General features: G+C 58.1%; 29 protein-coding genes and 1 tRNA gene. 13 read left to right on the forward strand and 17 right to left on the reverse strand.

Annotation, left to right across the window (positions count from 1 at the left end; genetic code table 11):
* Positions 1 to 4: 4 nt before the first annotated feature.
* The 3 genes from FPT12_RS07460 (at position 5) to pabB (ending at position 3968) form a co-directional block, all read left to right on the forward strand.
* Positions 5 to 1537 carry an inactive transglutaminase family protein gene (locus tag FPT12_RS07460; protein ID WP_145015375.1) on the forward strand — a complete coding sequence of 511 codons (1533 nt, stop codon included), beginning with the start codon at positions 5 to 7 and terminating at the stop codon, positions 1535 to 1537.
* Positions 1537 to 2523: an alpha-L-glutamate ligase-like protein gene (locus FPT12_RS07465; RefSeq protein ID WP_145015377.1), complete on the forward strand. Its 987-nt coding sequence runs from the start codon at positions 1537 to 1539 to the stop codon at positions 2521 to 2523. Before FPT12_RS07460 ends, FPT12_RS07465 begins: the two co-directional genes overlap by 1 nt.
* Before the next feature lie 101 nt (positions 2524 to 2624).
* Complete coding sequence (gene pabB, locus FPT12_RS07470) at positions 2625 to 3968, forward strand: aminodeoxychorismate synthase component I (RefSeq protein WP_145015379.1); 1344 nt, start codon at positions 2625 to 2627, stop codon at positions 3966 to 3968.
* Positions 3969 to 4014: 46 nt separating this feature from the next.
* On the opposite strand, the gene thrH is transcribed toward pabB, so the two are convergent.
* Positions 4015 to 4632: a bifunctional phosphoserine phosphatase/homoserine phosphotransferase ThrH gene (gene thrH / locus FPT12_RS07475; protein WP_145015381.1), complete on the reverse strand. Its 618-nt coding sequence runs from the start codon at positions 4630 to 4632 to the stop codon at positions 4015 to 4017.
* A 174-nt stretch (positions 4633 to 4806) separates the two neighbouring features.
* Here thrH and FPT12_RS07480 point away from each other — a divergent pair, with 174 nt between their 5' ends.
* Positions 4807 to 5541 (forward strand): phosphoadenylyl-sulfate reductase, encoded by a 735-nt coding sequence (locus FPT12_RS07480; protein WP_054593268.1) that lies wholly within the window; start codon positions 4807 to 4809, stop codon positions 5539 to 5541.
* A 71-nt stretch (positions 5542 to 5612) separates the two neighbouring features.
* Here FPT12_RS07480 and FPT12_RS07485 read toward each other — a convergent pair whose 3' ends face one another.
* Positions 5613 to 6536, reverse strand: coding sequence for a LysR family transcriptional regulator (locus FPT12_RS07485; protein ID WP_145015383.1), 924 nt, complete (start codon positions 6534 to 6536; stop codon positions 5613 to 5615).
* Between the two features lie 125 nt (positions 6537 to 6661).
* Here FPT12_RS07485 and FPT12_RS07490 point away from each other — a divergent pair, with 125 nt between their 5' ends.
* Positions 6662 to 7408, forward strand: coding sequence for a 3-oxoacyl-ACP reductase family protein (locus FPT12_RS07490; protein WP_145015385.1), 747 nt, complete (start codon positions 6662 to 6664; stop codon positions 7406 to 7408).
* An 80-nt stretch (positions 7409 to 7488) separates the two neighbouring features.
* Here the strand turns inward: FPT12_RS07490 and FPT12_RS07495 are convergent, their stop codons facing one another.
* Positions 7489 to 8181: an HAD-IA family hydrolase gene (locus tag FPT12_RS07495; RefSeq protein ID WP_145015387.1), complete on the reverse strand. Its 693-nt coding sequence runs from the start codon at positions 8179 to 8181 to the stop codon at positions 7489 to 7491.
* A gap of 255 nt (positions 8182 to 8436) precedes the next feature.
* Here FPT12_RS07495 and FPT12_RS07500 point away from each other — a divergent pair, with 255 nt between their 5' ends.
* Together FPT12_RS07500 and FPT12_RS07505 are read left to right on the forward strand one after the other, a co-directional pair.
* Complete coding sequence (locus FPT12_RS07500; protein ID WP_145015389.1) at positions 8437 to 8691, forward strand: type II toxin-antitoxin system RelE/ParE family toxin; 255 nt, start codon at positions 8437 to 8439, stop codon at positions 8689 to 8691.
* Positions 8672 to 8998, forward strand: a complete 327-nt coding sequence (locus FPT12_RS07505; protein WP_145015391.1) for a helix-turn-helix domain-containing protein — start codon at positions 8672 to 8674, stop codon at positions 8996 to 8998. Before FPT12_RS07500 ends, FPT12_RS07505 begins: the two co-directional genes overlap by 20 nt.
* A 130-nt stretch (positions 8999 to 9128) precedes the next feature.
* Here the strand turns inward: FPT12_RS07505 and FPT12_RS07510 are convergent, their stop codons facing one another.
* The 4 genes from FPT12_RS07510 to FPT12_RS07525 all read right to left on the reverse strand — a co-directional run bounded on the left by FPT12_RS07510 (position 9129) and on the right by FPT12_RS07525 (position 11873).
* A complete protein-coding gene (locus FPT12_RS07510) occupies positions 9129 to 9473 on the reverse strand; it encodes a hypothetical protein (RefSeq protein ID WP_019689428.1) in 345 nt (114 codons plus the stop codon).
* Positions 9474 to 9837: 364 nt separating this feature from the next.
* Complete coding sequence (locus FPT12_RS07515) at positions 9838 to 10029, reverse strand: hypothetical protein (RefSeq protein WP_145015393.1); 192 nt, start codon at positions 10027 to 10029, stop codon at positions 9838 to 9840.
* Positions 10030 to 10218: 189 nt separating this feature from the next.
* Entirely contained in the window at positions 10219 to 10539 is a 321-nt protein-coding gene (locus FPT12_RS07520) for a YbjQ family protein (RefSeq protein ID WP_054593276.1), read from the reverse strand.
* A 344-nt stretch (positions 10540 to 10883) separates the two neighbouring features.
* Positions 10884 to 11873: an SDR family oxidoreductase gene (locus FPT12_RS07525; RefSeq protein WP_145015395.1), complete on the reverse strand. Its 990-nt coding sequence runs from the start codon at positions 11871 to 11873 to the stop codon at positions 10884 to 10886.
* Positions 11874 to 11967: 94 nt separating this feature from the next.
* Here FPT12_RS07525 and FPT12_RS07530 point away from each other — a divergent pair, with 94 nt between their 5' ends.
* Both FPT12_RS07530 and FPT12_RS07535 read left to right on the forward strand, forming a co-directional pair.
* Positions 11968 to 12873, forward strand: coding sequence for a LysR family transcriptional regulator (locus FPT12_RS07530; protein WP_145015397.1), 906 nt, complete (start codon positions 11968 to 11970; stop codon positions 12871 to 12873).
* A 66-nt stretch (positions 12874 to 12939) separates the two neighbouring features.
* On the forward strand, positions 12940 to 13518 hold the full coding sequence (locus FPT12_RS07535) for a DUF4337 domain-containing protein (RefSeq protein ID WP_054593280.1): 579 nt from the start codon (positions 12940 to 12942) through the stop codon (positions 13516 to 13518).
* Positions 13519 to 13650: 132 nt separating this feature from the next.
* Here the strand turns inward: FPT12_RS07535 and FPT12_RS07540 are convergent, their stop codons facing one another.
* Complete coding sequence (locus tag FPT12_RS07540; protein WP_024264732.1) at positions 13651 to 13986, reverse strand: hypothetical protein; 336 nt, start codon at positions 13984 to 13986, stop codon at positions 13651 to 13653.
* Between the two features lie 309 nt (positions 13987 to 14295).
* Between FPT12_RS07540 and osmE the strand changes: the two genes are divergently transcribed.
* On the forward strand, positions 14296 to 14661 hold the full coding sequence (gene osmE / locus FPT12_RS07545) for an osmotically-inducible lipoprotein OsmE (RefSeq protein WP_145015399.1): 366 nt from the start codon (positions 14296 to 14298) through the stop codon (positions 14659 to 14661).
* 537 nt (positions 14662 to 15198) lie between these two features.
* Here the strand turns inward: osmE and FPT12_RS07550 are convergent.
* From FPT12_RS07550 to FPT12_RS07570, 6 genes are all read right to left on the reverse strand, one after another.
* Positions 15199 to 15465, reverse strand: coding sequence for a hypothetical protein (locus tag FPT12_RS07550; RefSeq protein WP_145015401.1), 267 nt, complete (start codon positions 15463 to 15465; stop codon positions 15199 to 15201).
* A gap of 271 nt (positions 15466 to 15736) precedes the next feature.
* Positions 15737 to 15955, reverse strand: a complete 219-nt coding sequence (locus FPT12_RS27625) for a hypothetical protein (protein ID WP_178098643.1) — start codon at positions 15953 to 15955, stop codon at positions 15737 to 15739.
* A 13-nt stretch (positions 15956 to 15968) separates the two neighbouring features.
* A complete protein-coding gene (locus FPT12_RS27810; RefSeq protein WP_218570714.1) occupies positions 15969 to 16241 on the reverse strand; it encodes a hypothetical protein in 273 nt (90 codons plus the stop codon).
* Positions 16177 to 16695 (reverse strand): MFS transporter, encoded by a 519-nt coding sequence (locus tag FPT12_RS07555; protein WP_218570713.1) that lies wholly within the window; start codon positions 16693 to 16695, stop codon positions 16177 to 16179. The genes FPT12_RS27810 and FPT12_RS07555 overlap by 65 nt, the downstream gene beginning before the upstream one ends.
* Before the next feature lie 46 nt (positions 16696 to 16741).
* Positions 16742 to 16945, reverse strand: coding sequence for a hypothetical protein (locus FPT12_RS07560; RefSeq protein ID WP_145015403.1), 204 nt, complete (start codon positions 16943 to 16945; stop codon positions 16742 to 16744).
* A 671-nt stretch (positions 16946 to 17616) separates the two neighbouring features.
* A tRNA-Ser gene (locus FPT12_RS07570) sits at positions 17617 to 17706 on the reverse strand.
* Between the two features lie 308 nt (positions 17707 to 18014).
* On the opposite strand from FPT12_RS07570, the gene FPT12_RS07575 reads away from it, so the two are divergent.
* From FPT12_RS07575 to FPT12_RS07585, 3 genes are all read left to right on the forward strand, one after another.
* Positions 18015 to 18704, forward strand: a complete 690-nt coding sequence (locus FPT12_RS07575; protein WP_145015407.1) for a crotonase/enoyl-CoA hydratase family protein — start codon at positions 18015 to 18017, stop codon at positions 18702 to 18704.
* Between the two features lie 214 nt (positions 18705 to 18918).
* The gene (locus FPT12_RS07580) at positions 18919 to 19641 is read left to right on the forward strand and encodes a 1-acylglycerol-3-phosphate O-acyltransferase (RefSeq protein WP_145015409.1); all 723 of its coding nucleotides are present in this window, start codon (positions 18919 to 18921) and stop codon (positions 19639 to 19641) included.
* 132 nt (positions 19642 to 19773) lie between these two features.
* Positions 19774 to 20745 carry a magnesium and cobalt transport protein CorA gene (locus tag FPT12_RS07585; protein WP_145015411.1) on the forward strand — a complete coding sequence of 324 codons (972 nt, stop codon included), beginning with the start codon at positions 19774 to 19776 and terminating at the stop codon, positions 20743 to 20745.
* Positions 20746 to 20816: 71 nt separating this feature from the next.
* Here the strand turns inward: FPT12_RS07585 and FPT12_RS07590 are convergent, their stop codons facing one another.
* The 3 genes from FPT12_RS07590 to FPT12_RS07600 all read right to left on the reverse strand — a co-directional run bounded on the left by FPT12_RS07590 (position 20817) and on the right by FPT12_RS07600 (position 25030).
* Positions 20817 to 21545, reverse strand: coding sequence for an amidotransferase (locus tag FPT12_RS07590; RefSeq protein WP_145015413.1), 729 nt, complete (start codon positions 21543 to 21545; stop codon positions 20817 to 20819).
* A 108-nt stretch (positions 21546 to 21653) separates the two neighbouring features.
* Positions 21654 to 23798 carry a 3-hydroxyacyl-CoA dehydrogenase NAD-binding domain-containing protein gene (locus FPT12_RS07595; protein WP_145015414.1) on the reverse strand — a complete coding sequence of 715 codons (2145 nt, stop codon included), beginning with the start codon at positions 23796 to 23798 and terminating at the stop codon, positions 21654 to 21656.
* Positions 23795 to 25030 carry an acetyl-CoA C-acetyltransferase gene (locus tag FPT12_RS07600; RefSeq protein WP_145015416.1) on the reverse strand — a complete coding sequence of 412 codons (1236 nt, stop codon included), beginning with the start codon at positions 25028 to 25030 and terminating at the stop codon, positions 23795 to 23797. The genes FPT12_RS07595 and FPT12_RS07600 overlap by 4 nt, the downstream gene beginning before the upstream one ends.
* Positions 25031 to 25262 lie beyond the last annotated feature (232 nt).

Raw genomic sequence — 25262 nt, forward strand, 5'->3', positions numbered from 1 at the left:
GCCCATGCGCTCCCTTACCCTCCACCTGAAAATCCTGATCACCCTATTGGTGGTGCTGGGCCTTTCAGTTACGGCCTATCAGATTTTCGTGCTGGGCATTCCGGTGACCGAAGACGCCACCGACGACTTGTGGAACATCGACGCCAAGGTCGAGTTCGTCGCCAGTGCCAAGGACCCGGTCAAGATCCAGATGTTCGTGCCACCGCTGAGTCGCGACTACGTCAGCCTCAATGAAAGCTTTATCTCCAACAACTATGGCGTTGCGGTCAACCGCGTCGACGGCAACCGCAAGGTCACCTGGTCGGCACGCCGGGCCAAGGGCAACCAGACGCTTTACTACCGCCTGGTGCTGACCAAGCGCTACACCGGTGAAAAATCCAAAGTCAAAGGCCCGACCTTCCGTGACAGCATCGCCGTCGAAGGCCCGGAGAAAGTCGCCGCCGACGCCCTGCTCGCGCCGATTCGCCAGCACTCGGCAGACGTCGAGACCTTCATCGGCGAAGCGATCAAACGCGTCAACAATTCCAATGACGACAACGCAAAACTGCTGCTGGCCGGTGATCCGTCACCGGCGCACAAAGCGAAAATCGTCGAGCTGCTGCTGTCCATCGCCCATGTGCCGATGGAAAAGGTCCACACCATCCGCCTGGTCGCCGATCAGCCGCAAACCCCGGAGCTCTGGCTGCGCAGCTTCAACGGCACTGACTGGCTGTACTTCAACCCGGAAACCGGCGAGCAAGGCCTGCCCACCGATCGCCTGCTGTGGTGGACCGGCGATGACAACCTGATCACCGTCGAGGGCGGCAAGAAAGCCAACGTCACCTTCAGCCTGAACAACAGCGAAATGAACGCCATTCGCCTGGCCAAGCTGACCGACGAAAACACCGACGCCAGCTTCCTGGACTACTCGCTGTACGGCTTGCCGCTGCAAACCCAGCAAACCTTCATGATCATGGTGATGATCCCGATCGGCGTGCTGGTTATCCTGATCCTGCGCAACCTGATCGGCTTGCAGACCCTCGGCACCTTTACCCCGGTGCTGATTGCCCTGGCCTTTCGCGAAACCGGGTTGGGTTTCGGCATTACGCTGTTTACCGTGATCACGGCACTGGGGCTGTCGCTGCGCTCCTACCTTGAGCACCTGAAGCTGCAAATGCTCCCGAGGCTGTCGGTGGTGCTGACCTTCGTTGTGGTGCTGATTGCCGCCATCAGCCTGTTCAGCCATAAACTGGGGCTGGAGCGCGGGCTGTCGGTAGCGCTGTTCCCAATGGTGATCCTGACCATGACCATCGAACGCCTGTCGATCACCTGGGAAGAACGCGGCGCCGGGCATGCGTTGAAAGTCGCGATAGGCACGCTGTTCGCCGCCTCTCTGGGACACCTGATCATGAGCATTCCGGAACTGATTTATTTTGTGTTCACCTTCCCGGCGATCCTGTTGATCCTGGTGGGCTTCATGCTGGCCATGGGTCGCTATCGCGGCTATCGCCTGACCGAGCTGATGCGCTTCAAAGCCTTCGTCAAGGCCGATTCGTAATGTTCGGCTTCTGGAAGACCTGGAAGGCCCTGCACGCCCGGGGCATCATGGGCATCAATCGGCGCAACGCTGACTACGTACTCAAGTACAACAAGCGCAGCCTGTACCCGATTGTCGATGACAAGATCATCACCAAGGAACGCGCAATCAAGGCCGGCATTCACGTGCCGGAGATGTACGGCGTGATCTCCACCGAGAAAGAAATCGAAAAACTTGGCGAGATCATCGGCAACCATAGCGACTTTGTGATCAAACCGGCACAGGGTGCCGGCGGTGACGGCATCCTGGTGATCGCCGACCGCTTCGAAGGCCAGTACCGCACGGTTTCCGGAAGGATCATCAGCCATGAAGAAATCGAGCACCAGATCTCCAGCATCCTGACCGGCCTGTATTCCCTGGGCGGTCACCGCGACCGTGCACTGATCGAATACCGGGTGATTCCCGATCAGATCTTCAAAAGCATCAGTTATGAAGGCGTGCCGGACATCCGCATCATCGTGCTGATGGGTTACCCGGTGATGGCCATGCTGCGTTTGCCCACCCGGCAGTCCAGTGGCAAGGCCAACCTGCACCAGGGCGCTATCGGCGTCGGTGTCGACCTGGCCACCGGCATGACCTTGCGCGGCACCTGGCTGAACAAATTCATCCTCAAACACCCGGATACCACCAACGCGGTAGATGGCGTGCAACTGCCCTACTGGGACGGTTTCATGAAACTCGCTGCCAGCTGTTATGAGCTGTGTGGCCTGGGCTATATCGGTGTCGACATGGTGCTGGACCAGGAAAAAGGTCCGCTGATTCTCGAGCTCAACGCGCGGCCCGGGCTGAATATTCAGATTGCCAATGACTGCGGGTTGACCTTGCGCACTCATGCCGTCGAGGCACGCCTGGAAGAGCTGAAAGCCAGAGGGATTACCGAAACGCCGCAAGAGCGAGTGGAGTTTGTTCAGGAGATGTTTGGGCGCATTCCCTCGGTTGACGGCTGATTCGAGACCGAGGCGGTCTCATCCCCGACATCCCCTCTAGGAGCAAATCCCGCAGAGGACTACAATCGCCACCCCGCCTCGATGGCTGATCTGCCCCGCTCATGTTGACCTGCTCCGTATACCCGCTTCCCTATCGCGCCAACCCCGCCGAGTATTTCGCGGCGATTCGTCATGCCCCGGGCAGCGTGCTGCTCGACAGTGGCCGACCGAGTGCCGAGCGCGGACGCTATGACGTGCTCAGCGCCTGGCCACTGGCAACACTGGCGGTATCGCCTGACGAAAGTGGCGGCGCGTTCCTGCAACGCCTGCGCGACACGCTGGCCCGGCTCGGCGATGCAGCGATCCCTGCTCCCTACGAATTACCGTTCGCGGGTGGTTTGATCGGCTACCTCAGTTACGATTTCGGCCGTCACCTGGAGGCCCTGCCCTCCCAGGCTCACGATGACCTGCAACTGCCTGACGCGCGCTTCGGCCTGTATGACTGGGCATTGATCAGCGATCACCTGACCGGCAGCAGTCAGTTGGTGTTCCATCCCAACCTGATCGAATCCGAGCGCCAGCGTCTGATCGAACTCTTTAGCCAGCCAGCGACTGCTGCTGCCGCGCCGTTCACCCTGAGCGGCGCCATGAATCCCGACCTCAGCGCCAGCGACTATCAGCAGGCATTCGTGCGTATCCAGCAGTACATCCAGGCCGGCGACTGCTACCAGGTCAATTTCGCACAGCGCTTTCGCGCACCATGCCAAGGCGATCCGTGGACCGCGTATTGCGCGCTGCGGGAAGCTTGCCCAACGCCATTCTCAGGTTTCCAGAGCTTGCCCGACGGCGGCGCAGTGCTGAGCCTGTCGCCAGAGCGTTTCGTCAAAGTCAGCAAAGGCCACGTGGAAACCCGCCCGATCAAAGGCACCCGTCCGCGCGGGCAGAACGCCGCCGAAGATGCGGCCAACGCCGCCGAACTGTTGGCCAGCCCCAAGGATCGTGCGGAAAACCTGATGATCGTCGACCTGTTGCGCAACGATCTGGGCCGCACCTGCCGCATCGGCTCGGTGCGCGTACCCGAGTTGTTCAGCCTGGAAAGCTACCCGAACGTGCATCACCTGGTGAGCAGCGTCACCGGTGAATTGGCTGACAACAAGGACGCCCTCGACCTGATCGCCGGCAGCTTCCCCGGCGGATCGATCACTGGCGCGCCGAAAATCCGCGCCATGCAAATCATCGACGAGCTGGAGCCAACCCGCCGCGGCTTGTACTGCGGCTCGTTGCTGTATCTGGACGTACGCGGGGAAATGGACAGCTCGATCGCCATCCGCAGCTTGCTGGTCAAGGACGGCCAGGTCTGCTGCTGGGGCGGTGGCGGGATCGTCGCCGATTCGGACTGGCAGGCCGAGTATCAGGAGTCCATCACTAAGGTGAAGGTGTTACTCGAAACCCTGCAAACCCTCTAGCAGATGATCGTTCCCACGCTCCCGCGTGGGAACGATCTTCAGGTGTTTATAGGCTCAGCTCGCGGTTCGAGGCCTTGAGAAACTCCTGCTTCAACTCGGCAAAGCTGTGCACCGCCGGGAACTGCGGGAACTCGCGGATCACGTTATCTGGTGCATGGAACAGGATTCCGGCGTCCGCTTCGCCCAGCATGCTGGTGTCGTTGTACGAATCACCGGCGGCAATCACCCGATAGTAGAGGCTTTTGAAGGACAGTACTGACTGACGCTTGGGATCTTTCTGACGCAGTTGATAGCCCGTCACCCGCCCTGTGTCATCAGTAATCAGGCGATGGCAGAGCAAGGTCGGGAAGCCCAGTTGACGCATCAACGGCTGGGAGAACTCGTAGAACGTGTCAGAAAGAATCACCACCTGGAAGCGCTCGCGCAGCCAGTTGACGAACTCGATGGCACCGTCGAGTGGCTTCAGGGTAGCGATCACTTCCTGAATGTCGGACAGCTTCAGGCCGTGCTCGTCGAGGATGCGCAGGCGCTGCTGCATCAGCACGTCGTAATCGGGAACATCCCGGGTGGTTGCCTTGAGGGATTCAATCCCGGTTTTTTCGGCAAAGGCGATCCAGATCTCCGGGACCAATACACCTTCCAGATCGAGACAGGCAATTTCCACAAGACACTCCCATTTGTACTGATTATTGAGTTGAGCGAGCAAAAGGACTGCCGAACTCTAGCGAGACATACCGACCGACGCAACGCAGAGGAGCGCCCCTGTCGCTTCGGGATTTTGCTACCATCGCCACCATATAGAGCGCTTAGCGCCACCGACCTGTAGGAAACCGCCCTGATGAGCCCATCGTTCGACGTCACTGAACTCGCCGCGACCTATGCCACCAAATCCGCCCAGGACATTCTCAAACTCGCCTTTGCCGAGTTCGGGGACGACCTGTGGATCTCCTTCAGCGGCGCCGAAGACGTGGTGCTGGTGGACATGGCCTGGAAAATCAACAAGAACGTCAAGGTCTTCAGCCTCGACACCGGACGCCTGCATCCGGAAACCTATCGCTTCATCGATCAGGTGCGCGAGCACTACAAGATCGAGATCGAACTGGTCTCCCCGGACCATACAAAGCTCGAACCGTTCGTCAAAGAAAAAGGCCTGTTCAGCTTCTACAAGGATGGCCATGGCGAATGCTGCGGCATCCGCAAGATCGAACCGCTGCGCCGCAAGCTGTCCACCGTCAGCGCCTGGGCTACCGGCCAGCGCCGCGACCAGAGCCCGGGCACCCGCAGCCAGGTTGCCGTACTGGAAATCGACAGCGCGTTCTCGACGCCGGAGCGCACCCTGTACAAATTCAACCCGCTGGCACAAATGACCAGCGAAGAGATCTGGGGCTATATCCGCATGCTGGAGCTGCCGTACAACAGCCTGCATGAACGCGGCTTCATCAGCATTGGCTGTGAACCGTGCACCCGCCCGGTGCTGCCAAACCAGCACGAGCGCGAAGGTCGCTGGTGGTGGGAAGAAGCCACGCAGAAAGAATGCGGCTTGCACGCGGGCAACATCATCCAGAAAGCCTGATCCTTCCTGAAGGAGAAGCCGGGCGGCGTTCCGTTTCCCGGCGACGGCTACTACGCGGCCTGACGTCACACTCAAACAGCACTGAACCGCTGCGCCAATTGCTGCTCGGCGAACTGCTCGATGACGAAATCCACGAACGCTCGCGTCTTGCCCGGCAACAGTTTGTGTTCGGCATAGTAGATCGAGATATTGCCGTCATCGACGTACCAGTCCGGCAGTACGCGCTGCAAGGTTCCGGCATTCAGGTAGCCGACCGCAAACGGCATGCTCACCAGCGCAATCCCCAAGCCTTGCGCCGCAGTGGCGCAAGCCGCTTCGGAGTCACTCATGGTCATCCGCGCCTTGAGGCTCAGCGGGCTGTGTTCCTGACGACGGCTGGTCAGTTGCCAGGAACGCACGCGGCCGGTCTGCGGTGAACGAATCAGAATCCCGTCGCAGTCGCTTAAATCATCCGGCTTACGAATCGCCTCGCGTTGCGCCAGATATTCCCTGGATGCCACCAACACCCGGTGAGCCGGCGTCAGCTTGCGCGCCACCACCCCTGGCGGCAGTTCAAAACCGCCACCAATTGCCGCGTCGAAGCCTTGGCCGATCAAATCGACCTGGCGGTTATCGAAATGCCAATCCGGGTTGATCGCCGGAAAACGTCGCAGAAACTCGCCCAGCAGCGGCACGATGTACAGCCGTCCAAACACCGTGCCCATGCTGACTTTCAGCGTTCCGGCCGGGCGCCCTTCGGCGCTGGCCAGATTGGCCACCGCGTTCTGAATGGTGTGCAGACTGGCACTGACTTCACCGAGAAACAGCTGACCGGCTTCGGTCAACGTCAGGCTGCGTGTACTGCGCTGAAACAGCCGAACGCCCAGGCGCGCCTCAAGTTTGGCGACACTTTTGCCTACCGCTGCCGGAGTCAGGCTCAAGCGCCGCGCGGCTTCGGCGAAGCTGCCGACCTCGGCGCTGCGGACGAAGCATTCGATACTGTTGAAGGTTTCCATGGCCGCCACTATAAACTTTTGGTTTACACAGACTATAGCAATGACCGTCTACACAGGGGGTAATCCAGTATCGATACTAGGCTCCATCAACCGAGACATCTCGCCTCGGGACTTTGGAGATCGACATGACCACTCAAAACCTCAGCGGTAAGGTAGCTCTGATCCAGGGCGGCTCCCGCGGCATCGGCGCCGCCATTGTCAAACGTCTGGCCGCTGAAGGCGCAGCGGTTGCCTTCACTTACGTCAGCTCGACTGCCAAGGCTGAAGAATTGCAGAACAGCATCACCGCTACCGGCGGCAAAGCCTTGGCCATCAAAGCCGACAGCGCTGACGCGACAGCCATTCGAAATGCAGTCAACAGCACCGTCGAAACCTTTGGCCGCCTTGATATTCTGGTCAACAACGCCGGTGTGCTGGCCGTCGCCCCATTGGAAGACTTCAAACTCGAAGACTTCGACCAAACCCTGGCGATCAACGTACGCAGTGTGTTCATCGCGACTCAAGAAGCGGCCAAACACATGACCGCAGGCGGTCGCATCATCAACATCGGCAGCACCAACGCCGACCGCATGCCCTTCGCCGGTGGCGGCCCTTACGCCATGAGCAAGGCGGCGCTGGTCGGCCTGACCAAAGGCCTGTCCCGCGACCTGGGCCCTCGCGGCATCACCATCAATAACGTGCAGCCTGGCCCGGTCGATACCGACATGAACCCGGCCCACGGTGATTTCGCCGAGAGCCTGATCCCGTTGATGGCTGTTGGTCGTTATGGCACCGCCTCCGAGATCGCCAGTTTCGTTGCGTACCTGGTCGGCCCGGAGGCAGGCTACATCACCGGTGCCAGCCTGAGCATCGACGGTGGTTTTGGCGCCTGATTCAGCTTTTTTGCAGCGTAAAAAAACGCCGGGCCCCCTTGATCAGGTTGTCCGGCGTTTTGTTGTCCAGTGTTTTCCCGTTACGCCTGCCCGAGTGCCGGCAAGCCATACGCGTGCGGCTGGAACGCTTTCAACGTACGAAGAATGCTGTCGGCATGCGCATACTTTTCGTCAGCCATGGCCGCATCCGGCACCGCAATCGCGGTCATCCCCGCCGCTTTTGCCGCCGTGACGCCAAACGGCGAGTCTTCAAACACCAGGCAATCGCCCGGCGCCACCCCCAAACGTTGCGCAGCGATGAGGAAAATGTCTGGCGCTGGTTTGGCCGCGCCGACCTCAGGGTCATCAGCGGTCACAATGGTGTCGAACAGCGCAAACCAATCGCCATGCAAGGTGGTTTTCTGTCCAAAGGACTGACTCGAAGAGCTGGTGCCCACGGCAATCGGAATATTGTTCGCCTTCAAATGCTGAACCAGCTCCTGCGCCCCCGGCATCGCCAGCGCACGCGGAAAACGCTCACGCATCAACGGCTCGCGGATCAGCAGAAACTCTTCGGCGCTGATCGGCAGCTCCAGCGCCTCAACGACATAGCGCGCCAGATCACCAGCACCGCGGCCGATGATGTTCTGCTTGATGTGCCAGTCGAAGGTTCGGCCATAGCGTTCAGCAATGATTTGCGTGACCTCGGTGTAGATACCCTCGGTATCGAGCAGCAAACCATCCATATCGAAAATCACGGCCTTGATCGGGCCGAAGTCGAGCGGTGCATTCATCGCATCTGATCCGTTATCAACACAACATTCCGGGAGGCGGCTCAGGTACGGCCAGTACCTTGATCGATCGAAGCAGGATCGATCAAAGGGCTCAGCAGCATAGCGAGCGCGGTTCACATGCGGCAACTGTTTGCCGCTCCCCGCCTTCAGATCACGGCCTAGGGTGTGTAGTGAGCGCAAGGAAAGCGCCGCACGGTTACTTATAGAAATATAAGAAAAACATTGCATGACTTATGGAAGGCTTATTAAGATCTCATGAACGAAATCTACTGGACCCGCAAAGCCGTAAAGCAATTGCTCAGGGTACACACGGAGCACCGGGTGCAAATCCGCGATGCCGTGACGCAACTGGAGCGTATGCCCGACGTAATCAACGTCAAGGCGCTGGCCCTGCACGATTGCGGGTATCGCCTGAGAGTCGGTAGCTACCGGGTTCTGTTTGACTGGGACGGCTCGGTCCAGGTAGTCAGCATTCAAGAGGTCAAAAAACGTGACGAACGCACCTACTGACATACAAATCATCAACGGCCCGGACGGTGAGCCGGCCTTTGTGGTCATCCCCTACCAGCAATATGTTACTCAACACGGCGGTACCGAGCTGATTCCTCATCAAGTGGTCAGTCGTATTGTCGACGGCGCCACCCCAATTCGCGCCTGGCGTGAACACTTGAACCTGACTCAGGAAGAAGTGGCAAAGCGAATGGGAATTTCACAGCCTGCGTTCGCCCAGCAGGAGGCTGTGAACAAACCACGTCGCGCCACTCGGGAAAAGATCGCCATGGCGTTCGGGATCAGAGCTGATCAGCTGGAGTTGTGAAGTCGGGGTCATTGCAGGTTCTGAATTCAGATAGCGCACTGGCATGGGGTGCTTGGGGTCAAGTGCCCAGAATGAAAAAGCCCGGCAATTAGCCGGGCTTTTTCGAACCGTACCGCTGGAACCAGTACCCTTACTTGCCCATGAGCGCGCCGCCGGCTGCGCCACCAAGGCCAGCACCAATGGCGGAGCCGGTCTTGCCGCCCAGCGAGTTACCGATAACCGAACCACCCGCTGCGCCTACACCACCGCCGATTGCAGCTTTGGCACGGTGACCTTTGCGCGCACCGGCAGCACTGCCCGCCGCGCCTGCAACGCCTGCGCCGATCGCCGCGCCGGTGCTGCCACCGAGCTTCTGACCGACCACATTACCCAGCGCACCACCCAGGCCGCCACCGAGCGCTGCGCTGCCATCACCGGCCATTGCGCCTTGAGCGACCAGAAGACCCAGAACCAAAGCAGGCAAAGTTAAACGCATGACATGAACCTCAAAAAGGGTACTGATAAGTAAAAAACCGGATGCTTAAAAAGGCCGTCGGTTCAGTCAAAGAACCGGCCCAACCCTCATGAGCACGAGGGTTGGACAGTTTATACGCAAAGAGTTTTATCGCAGGCAAAAAAAAGCCCGCTGGGGAGACGGGCTAATGGAATTGCTTTTTAACGGATGAGTTGAGCCTACGGATATGCTTGTGAAAGAAGCGTGAAAGAAACGCCCGAAAATCAATAATGTTGATACCGCGCATGACAGTCACAAGCCCCCATTAACCTCCTGCACCACGCCACACGCTCAGACACCACTCACAAAAAAACCCGCTCAATGGCGGGGTCAGTCTAATTTTCAATTACTTGCGTACAGGCACGGAGACCTTGGGCATGAACGGCTTTGCGGTGTTTTTTGCCACCGCTGGCAGCCTGGCCTTGCCCGGTTTGGTCGGTGTTTCACCAAACCCTGCCACATAATCCGTCTGGCCACATTGCACGCAATTGTTGACCGGATACTCAGCGCCATCATCTTCAATGTAAGGAATGCTCATCTATCAGTCCCTCCAGACAGATCGATACCGGCAAGCAATTGATTGCCTAAAAAAATACCGACCTCCAAGGTTTCTGAGACTAGCCGGTCATTCCCAGACCAATGATTCAATTGTCCAACACCCGACGAACGGCCAGGAAAGGCCTCTGACCTCGTCGACCTGTTTCTGACAGATAAAACGTCAGTCAGCCTATTTGAGCGTCACCGCCGTTCCGGTCACAAACACCACCAGCATGCTGCCCCTGCCCGAGGGCATACTGATCTCGAAGTCCACCCCGACCACCGCATCAGCCCGAAGACTCTGCGCACGCTCCTTGAGCTCATCCGTTGCCTGGGCTCGCGCCTCCTTCAACGCCCTTTCCAACGTCTGGGAACGTCCGCCGAAGAAATCCCGCATTCCGGCGAACATATCCCGCACAACGTTGATGCCCTGCACCGATTCGGCGCTGACAATGTCCAGGTAGGCTGCGATCTGGCGACCTTCGATGGATTGGGTGGTGGTTATGATCACGTGGCATTCCTTTATTGACTGAGTATCAGCCATGCTGCTGGCTGAAGCTGGAGAGACATACATACTAAGGACTAAGTTCAACCCGCGGTTTTGATGTTGGGTGCACAGGAGGTTGTATGACGGTATTTTTACTGCTGTACCTATGCTCTGACGCCTCCCGCACTGACTGCCAGGTGATACCCGTCGAACACTGGGTACACGCTGACGCTTACAAACAATGCCTCGCTGCAGCGAAAAAGCTGACAGTAGATCTCACGGCCAAGAATCGAAAGAGCAATTACTTTGTCTGCGAAACTCAAGTCAGTCCGTGACCATCAATGGAAACACCTGTTAGCGCTCTTGCATCAGGAAAAAGTCGCCAAGCCGTCTCGTCGAATACACCCCATGCCCAGCAACGCCGCTTCGACAGCCTCATCCAACGGCGTATGCGGTTCGCCCCCCAGCACCTCGATCAATCGCGCATTGTCCATCTGCACTGGCGTGCGCCACAAATAACGCATTTCCAGCATTTCACGGAAGGTCACAACAAAAGGCGAAGCCAGTATCAGCAACCACCACGGGAACGCTGTCACACGCGGCTCCATGCCCGTGTGCCGATAAACAACACGCTGGATAGCACGGCTCATTCGGGTACCGTCGGTATCCAGATGACCAGCCATATGAAAGCTTTCGAAGGCTTGGAGTGCGGTGCGGCGCTCCAGCAACTCGACCATGGTCCGCGCAACGTCAGGCAGATAGGCCCACTGGTGAGCAACGCCTTGCTCACCAGGATAACTCACTGCTTTGACGGGTCTCCCCGGCTTGATCAAGCCGAGGGAAAACCAATTGCTACCGGCTCGCGGCCCGAAAAAATCTCCGGCGCGAACGATCAACGCACGAGCACCATTGTCAGCAGCCTTGCGCAAGCGCTGCTCCATCTCCACCCGAATAGCGCCTTTTCGGGTAAGCGGCTGCTGCGGTGAGCTTTCATGCAATACCGGAAAAACATCAGGGCCAAAGTTATAAACCGTGCCGGGCAGCACGATGGTTGCACCCTCGAGCACGGCCGCAGCGATTGTGTTGTCGAGCATCGGCAACACCAGCTCCGGCCATCGACGATAGCCCGGCGGATTGACCGCATGCACAATCACCGAGCAGCCTTTCGCGGCCTCGATAACCTCCTGCCGATTCAGCGCATCACCGCGTAACCACGTGATGTCCGCTTGTTGATCGACAGCCTTTTCGAGATGACGCGTTAGCGCGCACACCTCCCAACCGGCGTCTTTCAATTGACGCGCCACCTCCCCGCCAATCCCGCCTGTCGCTCCCAGTACCAGCACTTTATTGCTGCTCATGCCCGACACCTCAAGGTTATAGAGGGCTTGATCCTGAGCGAATGGATGCTATAGATAAATTGCAGAAGATCAGCGTGATGCTATACATTTATGCATGGCATCGAATATTAGTTGGGAGCTCTATCGATCCTTCCTGGGTGTACTCAATGAAGGATCGCTGTCGGGCGCGGCGCGCTTGCTCGGCATCACACAGCCAACGGTCGGCCGGCACATCGCCGCGCTCGAAAAGGCGCTGGGTGTTGTTTTGTTTACGCGATCACAAACAGGGCTGATACCCACCGAAGTGGCACTGACCCTGCGCGCCCACGCACAAACCATGGAAATTACAGCGGCCTCGATTGAGCGAGCCGCCTCAAGTCAGGGCGCGGCTGTACACGGGATTGTCCGTATTTCAGCCAGCGACGTGATTGGCGTCGAGGTGTTGCCGCCGATCATCACCCGGCTTCGCCAACAGCACCCGGCGTTGAAAGTAGAACTCGTACTGACTAACCGCGTGGTGGATCTCTTGCAGCTCGAAGCCGACATCGCCGTGCGCATGTTACGCCCCCGCCAAGAGCAGCTCGTGGCACGTCGGATCGGTCGAATCGAACTCGGGCTGCATGCGCGCGCCGAGTACTTGAGCCAACATGGCATGCCGCGCGACCTCAACGAACTGGCCGGCCATTCGATCATCGGCTACGACCAGCCGAACGCCTTTATCCGCAGTATCAGCAAGTCCATCAAAGGCATTGACCGCCAGCTCTTCTCACTGAGCAGCGACAGCGATCTGGCGCAGTTAGCATTGATACGCGCGGGGGCCGGCATCGGCTTCTGCCAGGTTCCGCTGGCCAAGCGTGATGCAGCATTGCAACGCGTGCTGCCGACGTCGTTTTCGCTGGGACTGGAAACCTGGGTCACCATGCACGAGGACTTGCGCAATAGCCCGCGATGCCGTGCGACCTTCGACGCGTTGGTTGAAGGGTTGCAGCAGTATGCAAGTCGCAATGGCCATGATGATTGAGATAGCGCCTTTGGCATTCACTCCAGTTACAATTTGACACTTATTCACTCCCCAAAGACCAAAGTCATGACTGAAGACTTCGAAGTCCCTAGTCCGCACGAAAAGCATCTGGAACACGCTACCGAACACGCCCAAGCCCGCGGGGACAGTTTCGCCAGCAAGATAGCGGTGATGACGGCGATCATGGCAACCATCGGTGCCATGCTCAGCTATCAGGCGGGTTCTACGGAAAGCGAAGCGGCCATGGACAAGAACAACGCCGCCATCAAGAAAACCGAAGCCTCCAACGAGTGGAATTACTACCAGGCGAAATCCAGCCGACAAAACCTCTCTGAACTGGCGATTCACATCCCCGGCCTTGATGCCGCGCACTACACCGCCGAAGCGCAACGCTACAAAACCGAAAAAGAAGAAGTGCGCAAGAAAGCGGAAGCCCTCGAAGCAGAAGCTCGCGAGTGGGATGAAAAATCAGAATTGGTATTACACCAGCATCACCGCTGGGCACAGGCAATGACGGCGATTCAGATAGCCATTTCGCTGGCAGCGATTACCTTGTTGACGCGCAAGGAATGGCTGAAAAGGGTCGCGTACAGTGCAGCAGGCATTAGCGTCGTGCTGGGGTCGCTGGCGTGGTTGCATCTATAGGTTTTTTGAGGGGGGCGACCTCAGTTCCCCCGCTGCCACCCCGACTTTTGAGCGCCTATCGTACGATTTCGTGGGAAACAGGCGCCCAGGATCGGGATTACGGACTCCTTGTCGCTGCATAAGACTTATGAGCTACAAACAGTCGTGCACCGACTTCATCAGAGCGCGGGATTTGGCCCACGGCGGACCTTGATACAGCGAAATGCGACTCCCATTCTTGTACTTCACGATATCCAGCGTCTCATCGGCCGTCACAACGCTTGGCGCAGTAATCCTGTAGCCGTTTGAAATCGTAGTCTGGGTGGTTTTAGGGATCTCGCGCTGCCAGGCCGGCAGAACGCACTGGGCGTAGTCCTTGGGAACCTTGGCAGTGATCTCGCTGACATTCGGTTCACCCGGCACCAAAGAGGCCGGTAAAGAGCACCCCGCCAACGCTGCAACAGCAAGCGCACCTATCAAAACTCGCATAATTATTCTCTGCAATAAAATGTGGCAAATGTAACGCGAGGCCGGGTAGACATCCAGCGTAATTAAGGGAACGCACTGTTGCATCATTGAGAACAAACCTATCGAAAAGGAACGCTTTCGCGCGTTTCTGAAAGTCGCTCTGCTTCTTGTCGCAAACCCCGCCACGCGTGGACTTTCTGTTATCTGCCCTTCCCTCGCACGCCAATATCTCAGCCTTGAGGATATTTGGCGTGCACCGCCGAACTCGACTTTACTTTTATTGATGCACCCAAGAGTTTCTTCACGACACTCACATTCGGGAGCCCAGTCATGAACACCCCTCTATTCGCACTGGTCGTCGTGCTGTCCGCGGTGGCTGGATGCAGCTCCGAGACATCGGCCTATCGAGAGCAACCGCTGGTCGCAAAGGTAGAAATGGGCATGAGCAAGGATCAAGTCCAGCAAATCGGCGGAAAGCCTTTATCAATCAGTGATCGCACCGTCGAGCCCGGCACCTGTTTTGACTACATGCTCACGCAAGCCGGCCAAAAGCACACGTTCAATGTCAGTTTTGATGGTCGAGGCAAAGTCGACCACAAGAGCTTTATGACGTGTGCGGAATGGAGTCGTATGCAGCAAAAGGCCAGAGAGCCATCTGGAAGTACGGGCGGCGGGATGGGCGGTGGCGGTTATTAGCCTATGACAGCCCTTCCCCTCACGGACTTCTATCTCCCTCTCCGACATCAGTTCAACAGTATTTCGTCGCAGAGTCGTTGACGCGCCCCTTTTTGGGGCGTGGAATATTCTGGATCTATTGATGTTTGGTGGCGAACCGGGTTGCGATGCCGGGCATCAAATGGGCCGCCGCAGCGGTCATCACAAAACATTAATAGCCCCTGATACAACAGATGTCGGGAGGATTTCCACATGGCTAAAATAAAAGTTCTAGCTGGTGATTTTCTTCATGGAGTGGGGGCGTACGACTCCGGTGTTGTCAGTATCGAGACTGCGCTCTATCCGTGGCCAGGTATCAGTGTCCCGGTTACCGATATCAAACACATTAACGTCGTAAACCAAACTCCGATCGCACTGACACAAGGCTGTGCCGGAATGGGCTTGGCCGCTGCGATGGCTATAGCCCCCACATGGCATGGCCCGGGCTGATGCAGACGTGACGTTCTGGATTGAGCTCAGGGATGGCAGGAAAATGCTCTGCCTGACAGATATCGACACCTATCGACATCTGGAAGCGGGATGCTCGCGGCCCACCTTGGGACTCGACCAAGAGGAGAGGTGACAATGGCCGACGGCAGCCTGATCATCAAAGGCGAAAAGAGCGGTGACAGCCTGCCCCCTTGCCGGGAAACCGGCAAGGGGCTTTAAGAGAAGCTTGATCAACACCGCAGTGACCGCAGCCACTGTGCCGATCAGGCCAGTCGCAACGACAACCGGATACCAAAAAGTTTCACGGGTCATCTTGCCGGCCGCGCTTTGATTCATTTTCTACCCCATCAGTTAAGCCGTATCGCCCCCCGTAGCAGCTGGCGAAGTCTGCTGCTACGGGTCATGCATCGTGCCCTGAATCTCTTGACTGACCGACATTAGCCAATGGGCTGCTTTTGCCGGCCTTAACGGCATTCATGATTGTTCCACCTCGGTTAATAACGAGCTCGTTTTGATCATAGAAGAAGGTGAGGATTTATTTAACGGTGCTATCCAAACGCACCTGCCCTGCGCGCCTTGTGCCACGCCAACCCCACCTGCTTCGGGATCAGCGTGGCATTTTTCCATACACGGAGCGAGTCAGGCTATCGATTGAAGCGCTCGACCAGTGAGTACTGAGTGGCCGCCGTTCGGTAGGTGCCAGATAGTCCCTCAGCAAATCCAGGTTCGGATCAATGGGTGTATCGACGTACTCCAGGGTTTGCCCATGACACTCAAGCACGCCAAGAGCGGAGCAAAGATCATGAATCTCAAGGTTGTCAGTCATACCCGCCCCTCGTTCAGGAACCAACTGAGGGAGCCGGGACAGCAATCTGAGGCAACTGGCGGCCACCGACGGGGACAGGGATATGCAGCCACCATCGCCCCCCCCCGAAACAAATGGCGAACAGCGCCAGCGTGATGAATGTATCGGCGCCGAGCCACAGGAGATTGAGCAGCACCAGCGCGAAGGTCAAAACGATCAGCAGGCGACGAGCCCCCATCCGGTCACCGATGCTGCCCAGGAACAACCGGCCGGCTACGTTGCCGACGCCGATAAGCCCGATCAACAAATTGGCCTGTTCCCGACACCGGTTCCCGCCAGCGCAATGCCCGAAAAGCCTTGCTGCGATTCTTGACGAACCAGCGCTGGACCGCTGTCACCGTCGGCACATACACCAGACCGACCCCCAACCCGATCAGGGAGCAGAAGCACACCAGGAACAACTGCAACGAACCGGAAGCAAGGCTGCTGAGGAAAAAACCCAGCGCCAGCAAGATGATGCCAACGCAGACCACAACCCGGGTCGAGATGCGATCCGCCAGAGAACCGGAGAAAACCCCGACCGCGTAATATATAAAAGCAGTCAGCGAAAACACCGACGCCACGGAAAAACGCCCCACATCGAAGTTGGACTGGATGTGCGAAAAAAACGCCCCGAAGGAATAGGCGCCACCAAAGATAAGTGCCAGCAGCAGATGCGCCGCGAACACCACGTACCATCCTGGAAATATTTTGGTTTTCATAGCAGTTTGCTCTCGGATCTTGCTTGCGGTTGAACCACGAAAGTGACTATTGCCGCCCTTGGAAATGAGTCGCGAGAAGCGACCCGCCGGTGCTGATCAGATCATCAACCATGATCACTCGGTCACCGGGCTCGACGCCGTTCAAGTACAACTCACCAGAAATGTACTCACAGTCGAAGCCGACCTTGACCTGCCCTTCGAGCCCCGACGGATACCAACGCGCGATGCCGAATGGCAGGCCGCTGAGCAAGGAAACTGCAGCAAGCAGGACACCTGCCCTTATCTTCCTCTCCCACCCGTTGCGCCGCCACGTGCAACAACCGCGCGGGTGTCGCGGGCATTTAAAAGCAAGCCTTTGGCAGTGAACGAAGGGGCGGACTGCGCGTAAAGCCACGCACCGGGGTCAGGGTAGTCCAATCCCTAGGGGACTGGTTTCCAGTGGACGCAAAAAAGCCCACCGGTGTGGGCTTTTTGTGGGCAGGCATTTAACGAAAACGCCGTATTGCGCAGTCAGCTACGGACTTCCCTCTGAAATCCCCCCGAACCCTGCTCAGCGGCTGGCTTCCGCGGTAGATTGGAATTACCCAGCACGTAGACCACCCGCGACCCGCCCTGCGGATCGCTGACTCCGGTCACCGCCAACAGCCTCCAACAATCTTCCTGCAAAAGCTCGTTGGCCTGGTCGACGCCATACACTTCCCTTACTTGAGTCGCTTCATGTAACTGCATGCGACTTTCCTTCTGCGTGCGCCAGAGTGGCCCCCTCAGCCTAGTCCACCCGCCAGCGGGCGGGGGCTCCTTTCTAGGCGAGAAAACCACCCATCTGTCCCAGATCTGTCCCATATCGCCTTTTTTCAGACGCCAGAAACCACAAACCCCCGACTTTCTCTAGGAAAATCAGGGGTTTGTGTTTACTTAATGTGGCGGTGAAGGAGAGATTCGAACTCTCGATACAATTTCTTGTATACACACTTTCCAGGCGTGCTCCTTAAGCCACTCGGACACTTCACCGTATCTCTTCAAACATGTTCTGTCTGTCGAGGCGCGCTAATGTAGTCGAAAGCTTTTCCGATGGCAAATATTTTTTTCAGAATTTTCATGCGGTTAAGCGATTTATGCCGTCGGGCGGGTCTGGAGGCAGGGCAAACCTGCCAATCTTCGGCCGGGTGAATGCTTCTATATAGAGGGCAATGCGCGGTACGTAGGGCCGGCTACGCTGGGCGGGCGCGGATTGGCTGACTGGCTGGTCAGTCATGGCGCTTTACCTGGCCTACGACGGTGGGTAACGTCTGCCCCACTTCAATACAAGGAATAGCGTCATGAGTGAGTTGATTTCCTACCACCTCGAAGACGGTATCGCGACCCTGACCTTGAGCAATGGCAAGGTCAATGCCATCTCGCCGGACGTGATTGCTGCGTTTAATGCTGCGCTGGATCAGGCGGTGACGGATCGTGCGGTGGTGATCATCACCGGTCAGCCAGGCATTCTGTCGGGCGGTTATGACTTGAAGGTGATGACGGCCGGCCCTAAAGAAGCCGTGAGCCTGGTGACCGCCGGTTCGACCCTCGCCCGTCGTCTGTTGTCGCACCCTTTCCCGGTAATCGTCGCGTGCCCTGGGCATGCGGTGGCCAAGGGCGCGTTCATTCTGTTGTCGACTGATTACCGGATTGGTGTCGACGGGCCGTTCAGCATTGGCCTGAACGAAGTACAGATCGGCATGACCATGCACCACGCCGGCATCGAGCTGGCCCGTGATCGTCTGCGCAAGTCGGCGTTCCACCGTTCGGTAATCAACGCTGAGATGTTCGATCCGCAGGGTGCTGTGGATGCTGGCTTCCTCGACAAGGTCGTTTCTGCCGAAGAACTGCAAGGTGCAGCCCTGGCCATGGCGCGTCAGTTGAAGAAGATCAACATGACCGCGCACAAGAACACCAAGCTCAAAGTACGCAAGGCCCTGCTGGAGACGTTGGACAACGCGATCATTCTTGATCAGGAACACTTGGTTTAATCCCGAAAGCGCACCTACGAAAAGCCCGACCGCCGAGTCGGGCTTTTTCGTGCCTCATCTGTTTACAGTCCTTCAGCCGCTCTACTCCGCATCTGACGCTATCAGTCTGAAACATACGCTTAAACATCGCCTATCTCCTACCTCTATAGCAGCAATTGCCGAATACAGTGCACATCCGTACACTGCGCCACCTTTTGTCCCGGTGGGCCTGTAGATGCTGTATCTGTTTCGCATGTTATTGATGGCCCTGCATTTTGCTGTCGCGGGTGTGCTCGGTGTAGTGCTTGGCCTGTGTCGACCGTTCAATCCGGATAACAGCCGTTTGTGCGCACGTCTTTATGCCTGGCCGGCGATGTGCATTTTGCGTTTGCGAGTGAAGACCGACGTCGATGGGCTGACGAACAAGACGCAAAGCTGCGTGGTGATCGCGAACCATCAGTCCAACTACGATCTGTTTGTGCTGGGCAACGTGGTGCCGCACCGCACCGTGTGCATCGGCAAGAAAAGCCTGAAGTGGGTGCCGTTGTTCGGGCAGTTGTTCTGGTTGGCCGGTAATGTGCTGATCGACCGCGGCAATGCGCACAAGGCTCGGCAGTCGATGCTCACCACCACCAACACTTTGCAACACAAGGACACCTCGATCTGGGTGTTCCCGGAGGGCACGCGCAACCTGGGTGAAGAGTTGCTGCCATTCAAGAAAGGCGCGTTCCAGATGGCGATCGCCGCCGGGGTGCCAATCGTGCCGGTGTGCGTCAGCAGCTACATCAACCATATGCGCCTGAACCGCTGGCGCAGTGGCAAGATCCTGATCCGTTCGCTGCCGGCGATTCCTACCGCCGGCCTGAGCCTGGACGACATGCCGATGCTGATCGCCCAGTGCCGCGAACAGATGCGCGAGTGCATCGAATCGATGGATCGACAGCTGCAAGCTGCCTGAATGAAGCCCGCCTCGTGCGGGCTTCTTTTTGCTGGCGAACTTCACTGATTTTGCTGACTCTCAAGCTTAAGAGCAGGATAAGCTGGACACTGCCTGTCATTACCATTTGCCAAGAAGAAGTGAATAAGAATTATGGGTAGAGTCGTTGCGGCTGCGGTCTACAGTGCCGGTAAGAGAGTCACCGATATCACCCTTGACGAGGGTGCCGCCTGGGCTGCAAAACCGGGCCACTTTGTATGGATCGGCCTAGAAGAGCCGAACGCCCAGGAGCTGGCCAACCTGCAACGTCAGTTCGGCCTGCACGAACTGGCGATTGAAGACGCCCTGGATAAACACAGCCGACCGAAGCTCGAAACCTTTGGCGACGCGCTGTTTATCGTCACGTACTCGCCGGTGCGCCATGAGGGCAAACTGGAGTTCATCGAAACCCACATCTTTGCCGGCAAGGGCTACATCATCACCTGCCGCAACGGTCACTCGGCGTCCTACGCGCATGTGCGCCAACGCTGTGAGGCGCGTCCGCTGTTGCTTGAGCACGGCGAAGATTTCGTGCTCTACGCCCTGCTCGATTTCGTCATCGCAAACTATCAGCCAGTGGGCGAGGCGATCCATAGCGAGATCGATGAGCTGGAGCGCAACGTGTTGTGCAGCACGCTCAACGAAAAGGACATTCAAAACCTTCATGGTTTGCGACGCGACGTGTTGCGCCTGCGCCGTTATGCGGCGCCGATGGTGGAGATCAGCGAAGAGCTGCAGAAGCTGAGCTTCCCGTTCATCGACAAGAACATGCGCCCGTACTTTCGTGATGTGCAGATCCATGTCACGCGACAGATGGAGGACCTGACGACGTTACGCGACATTGCCAGCCAGACCATCGAGATCGGTGTGTTGCTGGAAGCGGCCCGACAAAGCGTGGTGCAGCGCAAGTTTGCAGCCTGGGCGGCCATTCTGGCGTTCCCGACGGCGGTGGCCGGGATCTACGGGATGAACTTTCAGAACATGCCGGAACTGAGCTGGCACTACGGCTATTTTTCAGTGCTGGGGTTTATTACCGTGGGATGTTTCGGGTTGTGGGCGAGCTTCAAGCGGTCGGGCTGGCTGTGACAGGGTGACGCGGAGCGTCACGGGATGCATTCCCACGCAGACGCCTCGACGTGGGAACGATCCTCAACACGTTATACGGATTTGGTCTCGGGTTTGTGGGCCACAAACCGCATCATCCACTCGGCAACGGTGGTGCCGTGGTGCTCTTGCGCCAGGCTTTCCATGCCTTTCTTATAGACCTGTTCGCCCAAGTGCTGCTGGCGGATTTCCAGCAACGCCCGCGAGTAATCGTGAATGAACTCCGGGTGGCCCTGGAAGCACAGCACCTGGTCGTTGATGTGATACGCGGCATACGGGCAAAAGTCGCTGGAAGCGATCACCGTAGCGTTTTCCGGTAGCGCGGTGACCTGATCCTGGTGGCTGATCAGCAGTGTCAGCTCTTCCCTCACCGGGCTCATCCACGGCGCTTTGGCGGCAAGTTTGTACTTGTGGGTGCCGACACCCCAGCCTTGGGTCGCGCGCTCGCTTTTACCACCCAACAGCAGCGCCAGCAATTGATGGCCAAAGCACACGCCCAGCAGCTTGTCGCCGCGCTCATAGCGCGACAACAGGTAAGTCTTGAGGGTTTGAATCCACGGGTCGGTGCCGAACGAATCGGCCTTGCTGCCGGTCACCAGATAGGCATCGAAACTCAGCTCATCACTTGGGTATTCGCCCTGCATGACGTTGTAGACAGTGAATTCGGCAGCGATGGGTTGCTGCGAAAACAAACGCTGGAACATCTGCCCGTACCCCTGATACTGATCGACCAGCTCGGGACGCAGGATGTCGGTTTCCAGAATGCAGATGCGTAACGACATAAAAAATACCTGACACGATAGAGGCGATAGTGCACACCCAGAGCCTGCCTTGAAACGCGGGGTCAAGGCAAGCCCGGTACGCGCCGCCAATCCGTCAGAGCGACTCCCTCAGAACAACGCGCCCTTCGCGGCTTTTTCCAGCAACAACGCCGGCGGTGTGAAGCGCTCGCCGTACTGTTCGGCCAGGTATTGGGCTCGGGCGACAAAATCCTTCACACCGTATTGGTTGATGAACTGCAACGCCCCGCCCGTCCAGGCGGCGAAACCAATGCCGAAGATCGAACCGATGTTGGCATCGGCCGTCGACAGCAGCACGCCCTCCTCCACGCAACGCACGGTTTCGATGGCCTGCACAAACAGCAGGCGATCGCGCACGTCCTGTGGCGATATCTGCCCGTCAGTTTTCTCGAAACGCGTTTTCAGCTCTGGCCACAATTGTTTCTGCCCACCGGCCGGGTATTCGTAGAAACCACCCCCCGCGGCCTTGCCAGGACGCTGGTATTCGTTGAGCAGCAGATCGATCACCGCAAACGCCGGGTGCGCGGGCAGCGGTTTGCCTTCGGCTTGCAGGTCCTTGGCGGTTTGCTGACGGATATGGCTCATCAGGCTCAGGGAAACTTCGTCGGAGATCGCCAGCGGACCAATCGGCATTCCGGCCTTGCGCGCCTCGGTTTCGATCATCGGTGCCGAGATGCCTTCGCCGAGCATGGCGATACCTTCATTGGTAAAAGTGCCGAAGACTCGCGAGGTGAAGAAGCCACGGCTGTCGTTGACCACAATCGGGGTTTTCTTGATTTGCAGGACGAAATCGAAACCACGGGCCAGGGTTTCATCGCTGGTATTGACGCCTTTGATAATTTCCACCAGCGGCATTTTGTCGACCGGGCTGAAGAAGTGCAGGCCGATGAATTTCGACTGATCCGGCACGGCCGTCGCCAGACCGCTGATTGGCAAGGTCGAGGTGTTGGATGCAATGACCGCGTCTGCACCGACGATTTTTTGTGCGGCGGACGAGACCCTGGCTTTTAGCTCGCGGTCTTCGAACACCGCTTCGATGATCAGGTCACAACCCGCTAGATCGGCGTCCTGCTCGCTGGTTTTGATCCGCGCCAGCGTGGCGTCACGCTGCTCTGCACTTAGCTGACCACGGGCGACTTTCTTGTCCAGCAGTGTTGCCGAATGAGCCTTGCCCTTCTCCGCTGCCGCCAGGTTGACGTCCTTGAGTACTACATCGATACCAGCTACAGCACTGACGTAGGCAATGCCGGCGCCCATCATGCCCGCGCCGAGCACTCCGAGTTTTTTCGTGACGTGCGGCGCAAAACCAGCAGGTCGCGAGCCACCAGCGTTGATCTCGTTGAGCTGGAACCAGAAGGTGCCAATCATGTTCTTCGCCACCTGGCCGGTGGTCAGCTCGGTGAAGTAGCGGGTTTCGATCAACTGCGCGGTGTCGAACTCGACCTGAGCGCCCTCAACCGCAGCGCAGAGGATCTTCTCCGGAGCCGGCAGGCAACCCTGGGTTTTGCTGCGCAAAATCGACGGCGCGATGGCCAGCATTTGCGCGACTTTCGGGTTAGACGGTGTGCCGCCGGGAATCTGGTAACCGCTCACGTCCCAAGGCTGTTTGACCGTCGGGTTGGCAATAATCCAGGCTCGCGCCTTGGCCAGCAGTTCATCACGATCCGCCGCCAGCTCATCGACCAAGCCGGCTTGCAGCGCTTGTTGCGGCCGGATTTTCTTGCCTTCGAGCAGATACGGCAGCGCCTTTTCCAGCCCCAGCATACGCACCATGCGCACCACACCGCCGCCACCCGGCAACAGCCCCAGCGTGACTTCCGGCAAACCGATCTGCACCGATGAATTGTCCAGTACAACGCGGTGATGGCAGGCCAGACAGATTTCCCAACCGCCACCGAGCGCTGCGCCATTGATCGCGGCGACTACCGGCTTGCCGAGCGTTTCCAGTGTCCGAAGCTGGCCCTTGAGTGTCAGCACCATGTCGTAGAAGGCTTTGGCTTGAGGCTTGCCGACCTTGATCAACTCATTGAGATCGCCGCCGGCAAAGAAGGTTTTTTTCGCGGAGGTGATGATCACTCCGGCAATCGAATCCTTGTCGGCCACCAGACGCGCAACGCAATCAGCCATGGCCTCGCGGTACACCGCGTTCATGGTGTTGGCGCTCTGCCCCGGCATGTCGATGGTCAGGACGACAATCTGGTCCTGAGCTTTTTCGTAACGAATGGCATCGGTCATGGCAATTTTCCTTGAAGTCGGGGGGCCCAGAGGCGTTCGATGATGGTGGCAATGCCCATGCCGCCGCCGACACAAAGGGTCGCCAGGCCGTAGCGCAACTGCCGCACTTCCAGTTCATCGAGCAAGGTGCCGAGAATCGCGCAACCGGTGGCGCCCAACGGGTGGCCCATGGCGATGGAGCCACCGTTGACGTTGACCTTGGCCGGATCGATGGCCATGTCCTTGATGAACTTGAGCACCACCGAGGCAAACGCTTCGTTGACTTCGAACAGATCGATGTCTTCGACCCGCAGCCCGGCCCTGGCCAAGGCCTTGCGAGTGGCCGGCGCCGGGCCGGTGAGCATGATGGTCGGATCGGCGCTGGTGACCGCCGTGGCGACGATCCGTGCCCGCGGCTGCAAGCCCAACGCCCGACCTTTCGCTTCGGAGCCGATCAACATCAGCGCCGCACCGTCGACGATCCCCGAGCTATTGCCCGGCGTGTGAACGTGATTGATTCGCTCCACGTGGCTGTAGACCCGCAACGCGGTAGCGTCGAAGCCCATTTGCCCGGTCATCTCGAAGCTCGGCTTGAGCTTGCCCAAACCTTCCAGCGTCGACTCGGCGCGAATGAACTCATCATGATCCAGCAGGACGATGCCGTTCTGATCCTGCACCGGCACCAGAGACTTCTTGAACGAGCCGTCCGCCCGTGCCCGCGCGGCCTTCTGCTGAGAGCGCAGCGCGTACGTATCAACGTCTTGACGGCTGAAGCCCTCGATCGTGGCGATCAGGTCGGCGCCCACGCCTTGCGGGGTGAAATGGCTGTGCAGGTTGGTCTGCGGATCCAGCGCCCAGGCGCCACCATCGCTGCCCATCGGCACCCGCGACATGGACTCGACGCCACCGACCACCACCAGGTCCTCAAAGCCGGAACGTACTTTCATCGCCCCAAGATTCACCGCTTCAAGCCCGGATGCGCAAAAGCGATTGATTTGCACACCTGCGACGCTAACGTCCCAGTCGGCCACCAGCGCTGCGGTTTTGGCAATATCGGCGCCCTGATCGGCTATCGGCGTGACACAGCCGATCACCATGTCATCGACCTCGCGGGTGTCGAGTTGCGTCCGCTGTTGCAGAGCACCGAGCAAGCCCGCCAGCAGGTTCACCGGTTTGACGCTGTGCAAGGCGCCATCAGCCTTGCCACGGCCACGGGGCGTGCGTAACGCATCGAAAATCAAAGCTTGGGTCATGACGTCCTCGTACCGCTGGGCAGGTGAATCGTTGGCGAGTTCTCACCTTAGGCTCAGCAGCGGCGGATTCAATGACCGAAGCGCTCAACGGCCTTGACGGTCACGCTCAGACGAACGGTAGTGAGCTATCGGATTAACCGATTCAGGTCACCGAACTGTCTAGCAAAAGGCCGGCAAAGCAGCTGGCAGTATGCCTCATGCCTTTTTGGAAGCAGTTTGCTCTTATTTCATA

It is taken from the genome of Pseudomonas sp. H3(2019), from assembly GCF_007713465.1.
Lineage (GTDB): Bacteria > Pseudomonadota > Gammaproteobacteria > Pseudomonadales > Pseudomonadaceae > Aquipseudomonas.

What these genes read in the sequence shown, in the direction of transcription:
- FPT12_RS07460 (WP_145015375.1), top strand. Translation starts at nt 5, where the DNA reads ATGCGCTCCCTTACCCTCCACCTGAAAATCCTGATCACCCTATTGGTG.
- FPT12_RS07465 (WP_145015377.1), top strand. Translation starts at nt 1,537, where the DNA reads ATGTTCGGCTTCTGGAAGACCTGGAAGGCCCTGCACGCCCGGGGCATC.
- pabB (WP_145015379.1), top strand. Translation starts at nt 2,625, where the DNA reads ATGTTGACCTGCTCCGTATACCCGCTTCCCTATCGCGCCAACCCCGCC.
- FPT12_RS07480 (WP_054593268.1), top strand. Translation starts at nt 4,807, where the DNA reads ATGAGCCCATCGTTCGACGTCACTGAACTCGCCGCGACCTATGCCACC.
- FPT12_RS07485 (WP_145015383.1), bottom strand. Translation starts at nt 6,536, where the DNA reads ATGGAAACCTTCAACAGTATCGAATGCTTCGTCCGCAGCGCCGAGGTC.
- FPT12_RS07490 (WP_145015385.1), top strand. Translation starts at nt 6,662, where the DNA reads ATGACCACTCAAAACCTCAGCGGTAAGGTAGCTCTGATCCAGGGCGGC.
- FPT12_RS07495 (WP_145015387.1), bottom strand. Translation starts at nt 8,181, where the DNA reads ATGAATGCACCGCTCGACTTCGGCCCGATCAAGGCCGTGATTTTCGAT.
- FPT12_RS07500 (WP_145015389.1), top strand. Translation starts at nt 8,437, where the DNA reads ATGAACGAAATCTACTGGACCCGCAAAGCCGTAAAGCAATTGCTCAGG.
- FPT12_RS07510 (WP_019689428.1), bottom strand. Translation starts at nt 9,473, where the DNA reads ATGCGTTTAACTTTGCCTGCTTTGGTTCTGGGTCTTCTGGTCGCTCAA.
- FPT12_RS07515 (WP_145015393.1), bottom strand. Translation starts at nt 10,029, where the DNA reads ATGAGCATTCCTTACATTGAAGATGATGGCGCTGAGTATCCGGTCAAC.
- FPT12_RS07525 (WP_145015395.1), bottom strand. Translation starts at nt 11,873, where the DNA reads ATGAGCAGCAATAAAGTGCTGGTACTGGGAGCGACAGGCGGGATTGGC.
- FPT12_RS07530 (WP_145015397.1), top strand. Translation starts at nt 11,968, where the DNA reads ATGGCATCGAATATTAGTTGGGAGCTCTATCGATCCTTCCTGGGTGTA.
- FPT12_RS07535 (WP_054593280.1), top strand. Translation starts at nt 12,940, where the DNA reads ATGACTGAAGACTTCGAAGTCCCTAGTCCGCACGAAAAGCATCTGGAA.
- FPT12_RS07540 (WP_024264732.1), bottom strand. Translation starts at nt 13,986, where the DNA reads ATGCGAGTTTTGATAGGTGCGCTTGCTGTTGCAGCGTTGGCGGGGTGC.
- osmE (WP_145015399.1), top strand. Translation starts at nt 14,296, where the DNA reads ATGAACACCCCTCTATTCGCACTGGTCGTCGTGCTGTCCGCGGTGGCT.
- FPT12_RS07550 (WP_145015401.1), bottom strand. Translation starts at nt 15,465, where the DNA reads ATGAATCAAAGCGCGGCCGGCAAGATGACCCGTGAAACTTTTTGGTAT.
- FPT12_RS27625 (WP_178098643.1), bottom strand. Translation starts at nt 15,955, where the DNA reads ATGACTGACAACCTTGAGATTCATGATCTTTGCTCCGCTCTTGGCGTG.
- FPT12_RS07555 (WP_218570713.1), bottom strand. Translation starts at nt 16,695, where the DNA reads ATGAAAACCAAAATATTTCCAGGATGGTACGTGGTGTTCGCGGCGCAT.
- FPT12_RS07575 (WP_145015407.1), top strand. Translation starts at nt 18,015, where the DNA reads ATGAGTGAGTTGATTTCCTACCACCTCGAAGACGGTATCGCGACCCTG.
- FPT12_RS07580 (WP_145015409.1), top strand. Translation starts at nt 18,919, where the DNA reads ATGCTGTATCTGTTTCGCATGTTATTGATGGCCCTGCATTTTGCTGTC.
- FPT12_RS07585 (WP_145015411.1), top strand. Translation starts at nt 19,774, where the DNA reads ATGGGTAGAGTCGTTGCGGCTGCGGTCTACAGTGCCGGTAAGAGAGTC.
- FPT12_RS07590 (WP_145015413.1), bottom strand. Translation starts at nt 21,545, where the DNA reads ATGTCGTTACGCATCTGCATTCTGGAAACCGACATCCTGCGTCCCGAG.
- FPT12_RS07595 (WP_145015414.1), bottom strand. Translation starts at nt 23,798, where the DNA reads ATGACCGATGCCATTCGTTACGAAAAAGCTCAGGACCAGATTGTCGTC.
- FPT12_RS07600 (WP_145015416.1), bottom strand. Translation starts at nt 25,030, where the DNA reads ATGACCCAAGCTTTGATTTTCGATGCGTTACGCACGCCCCGTGGCCGT.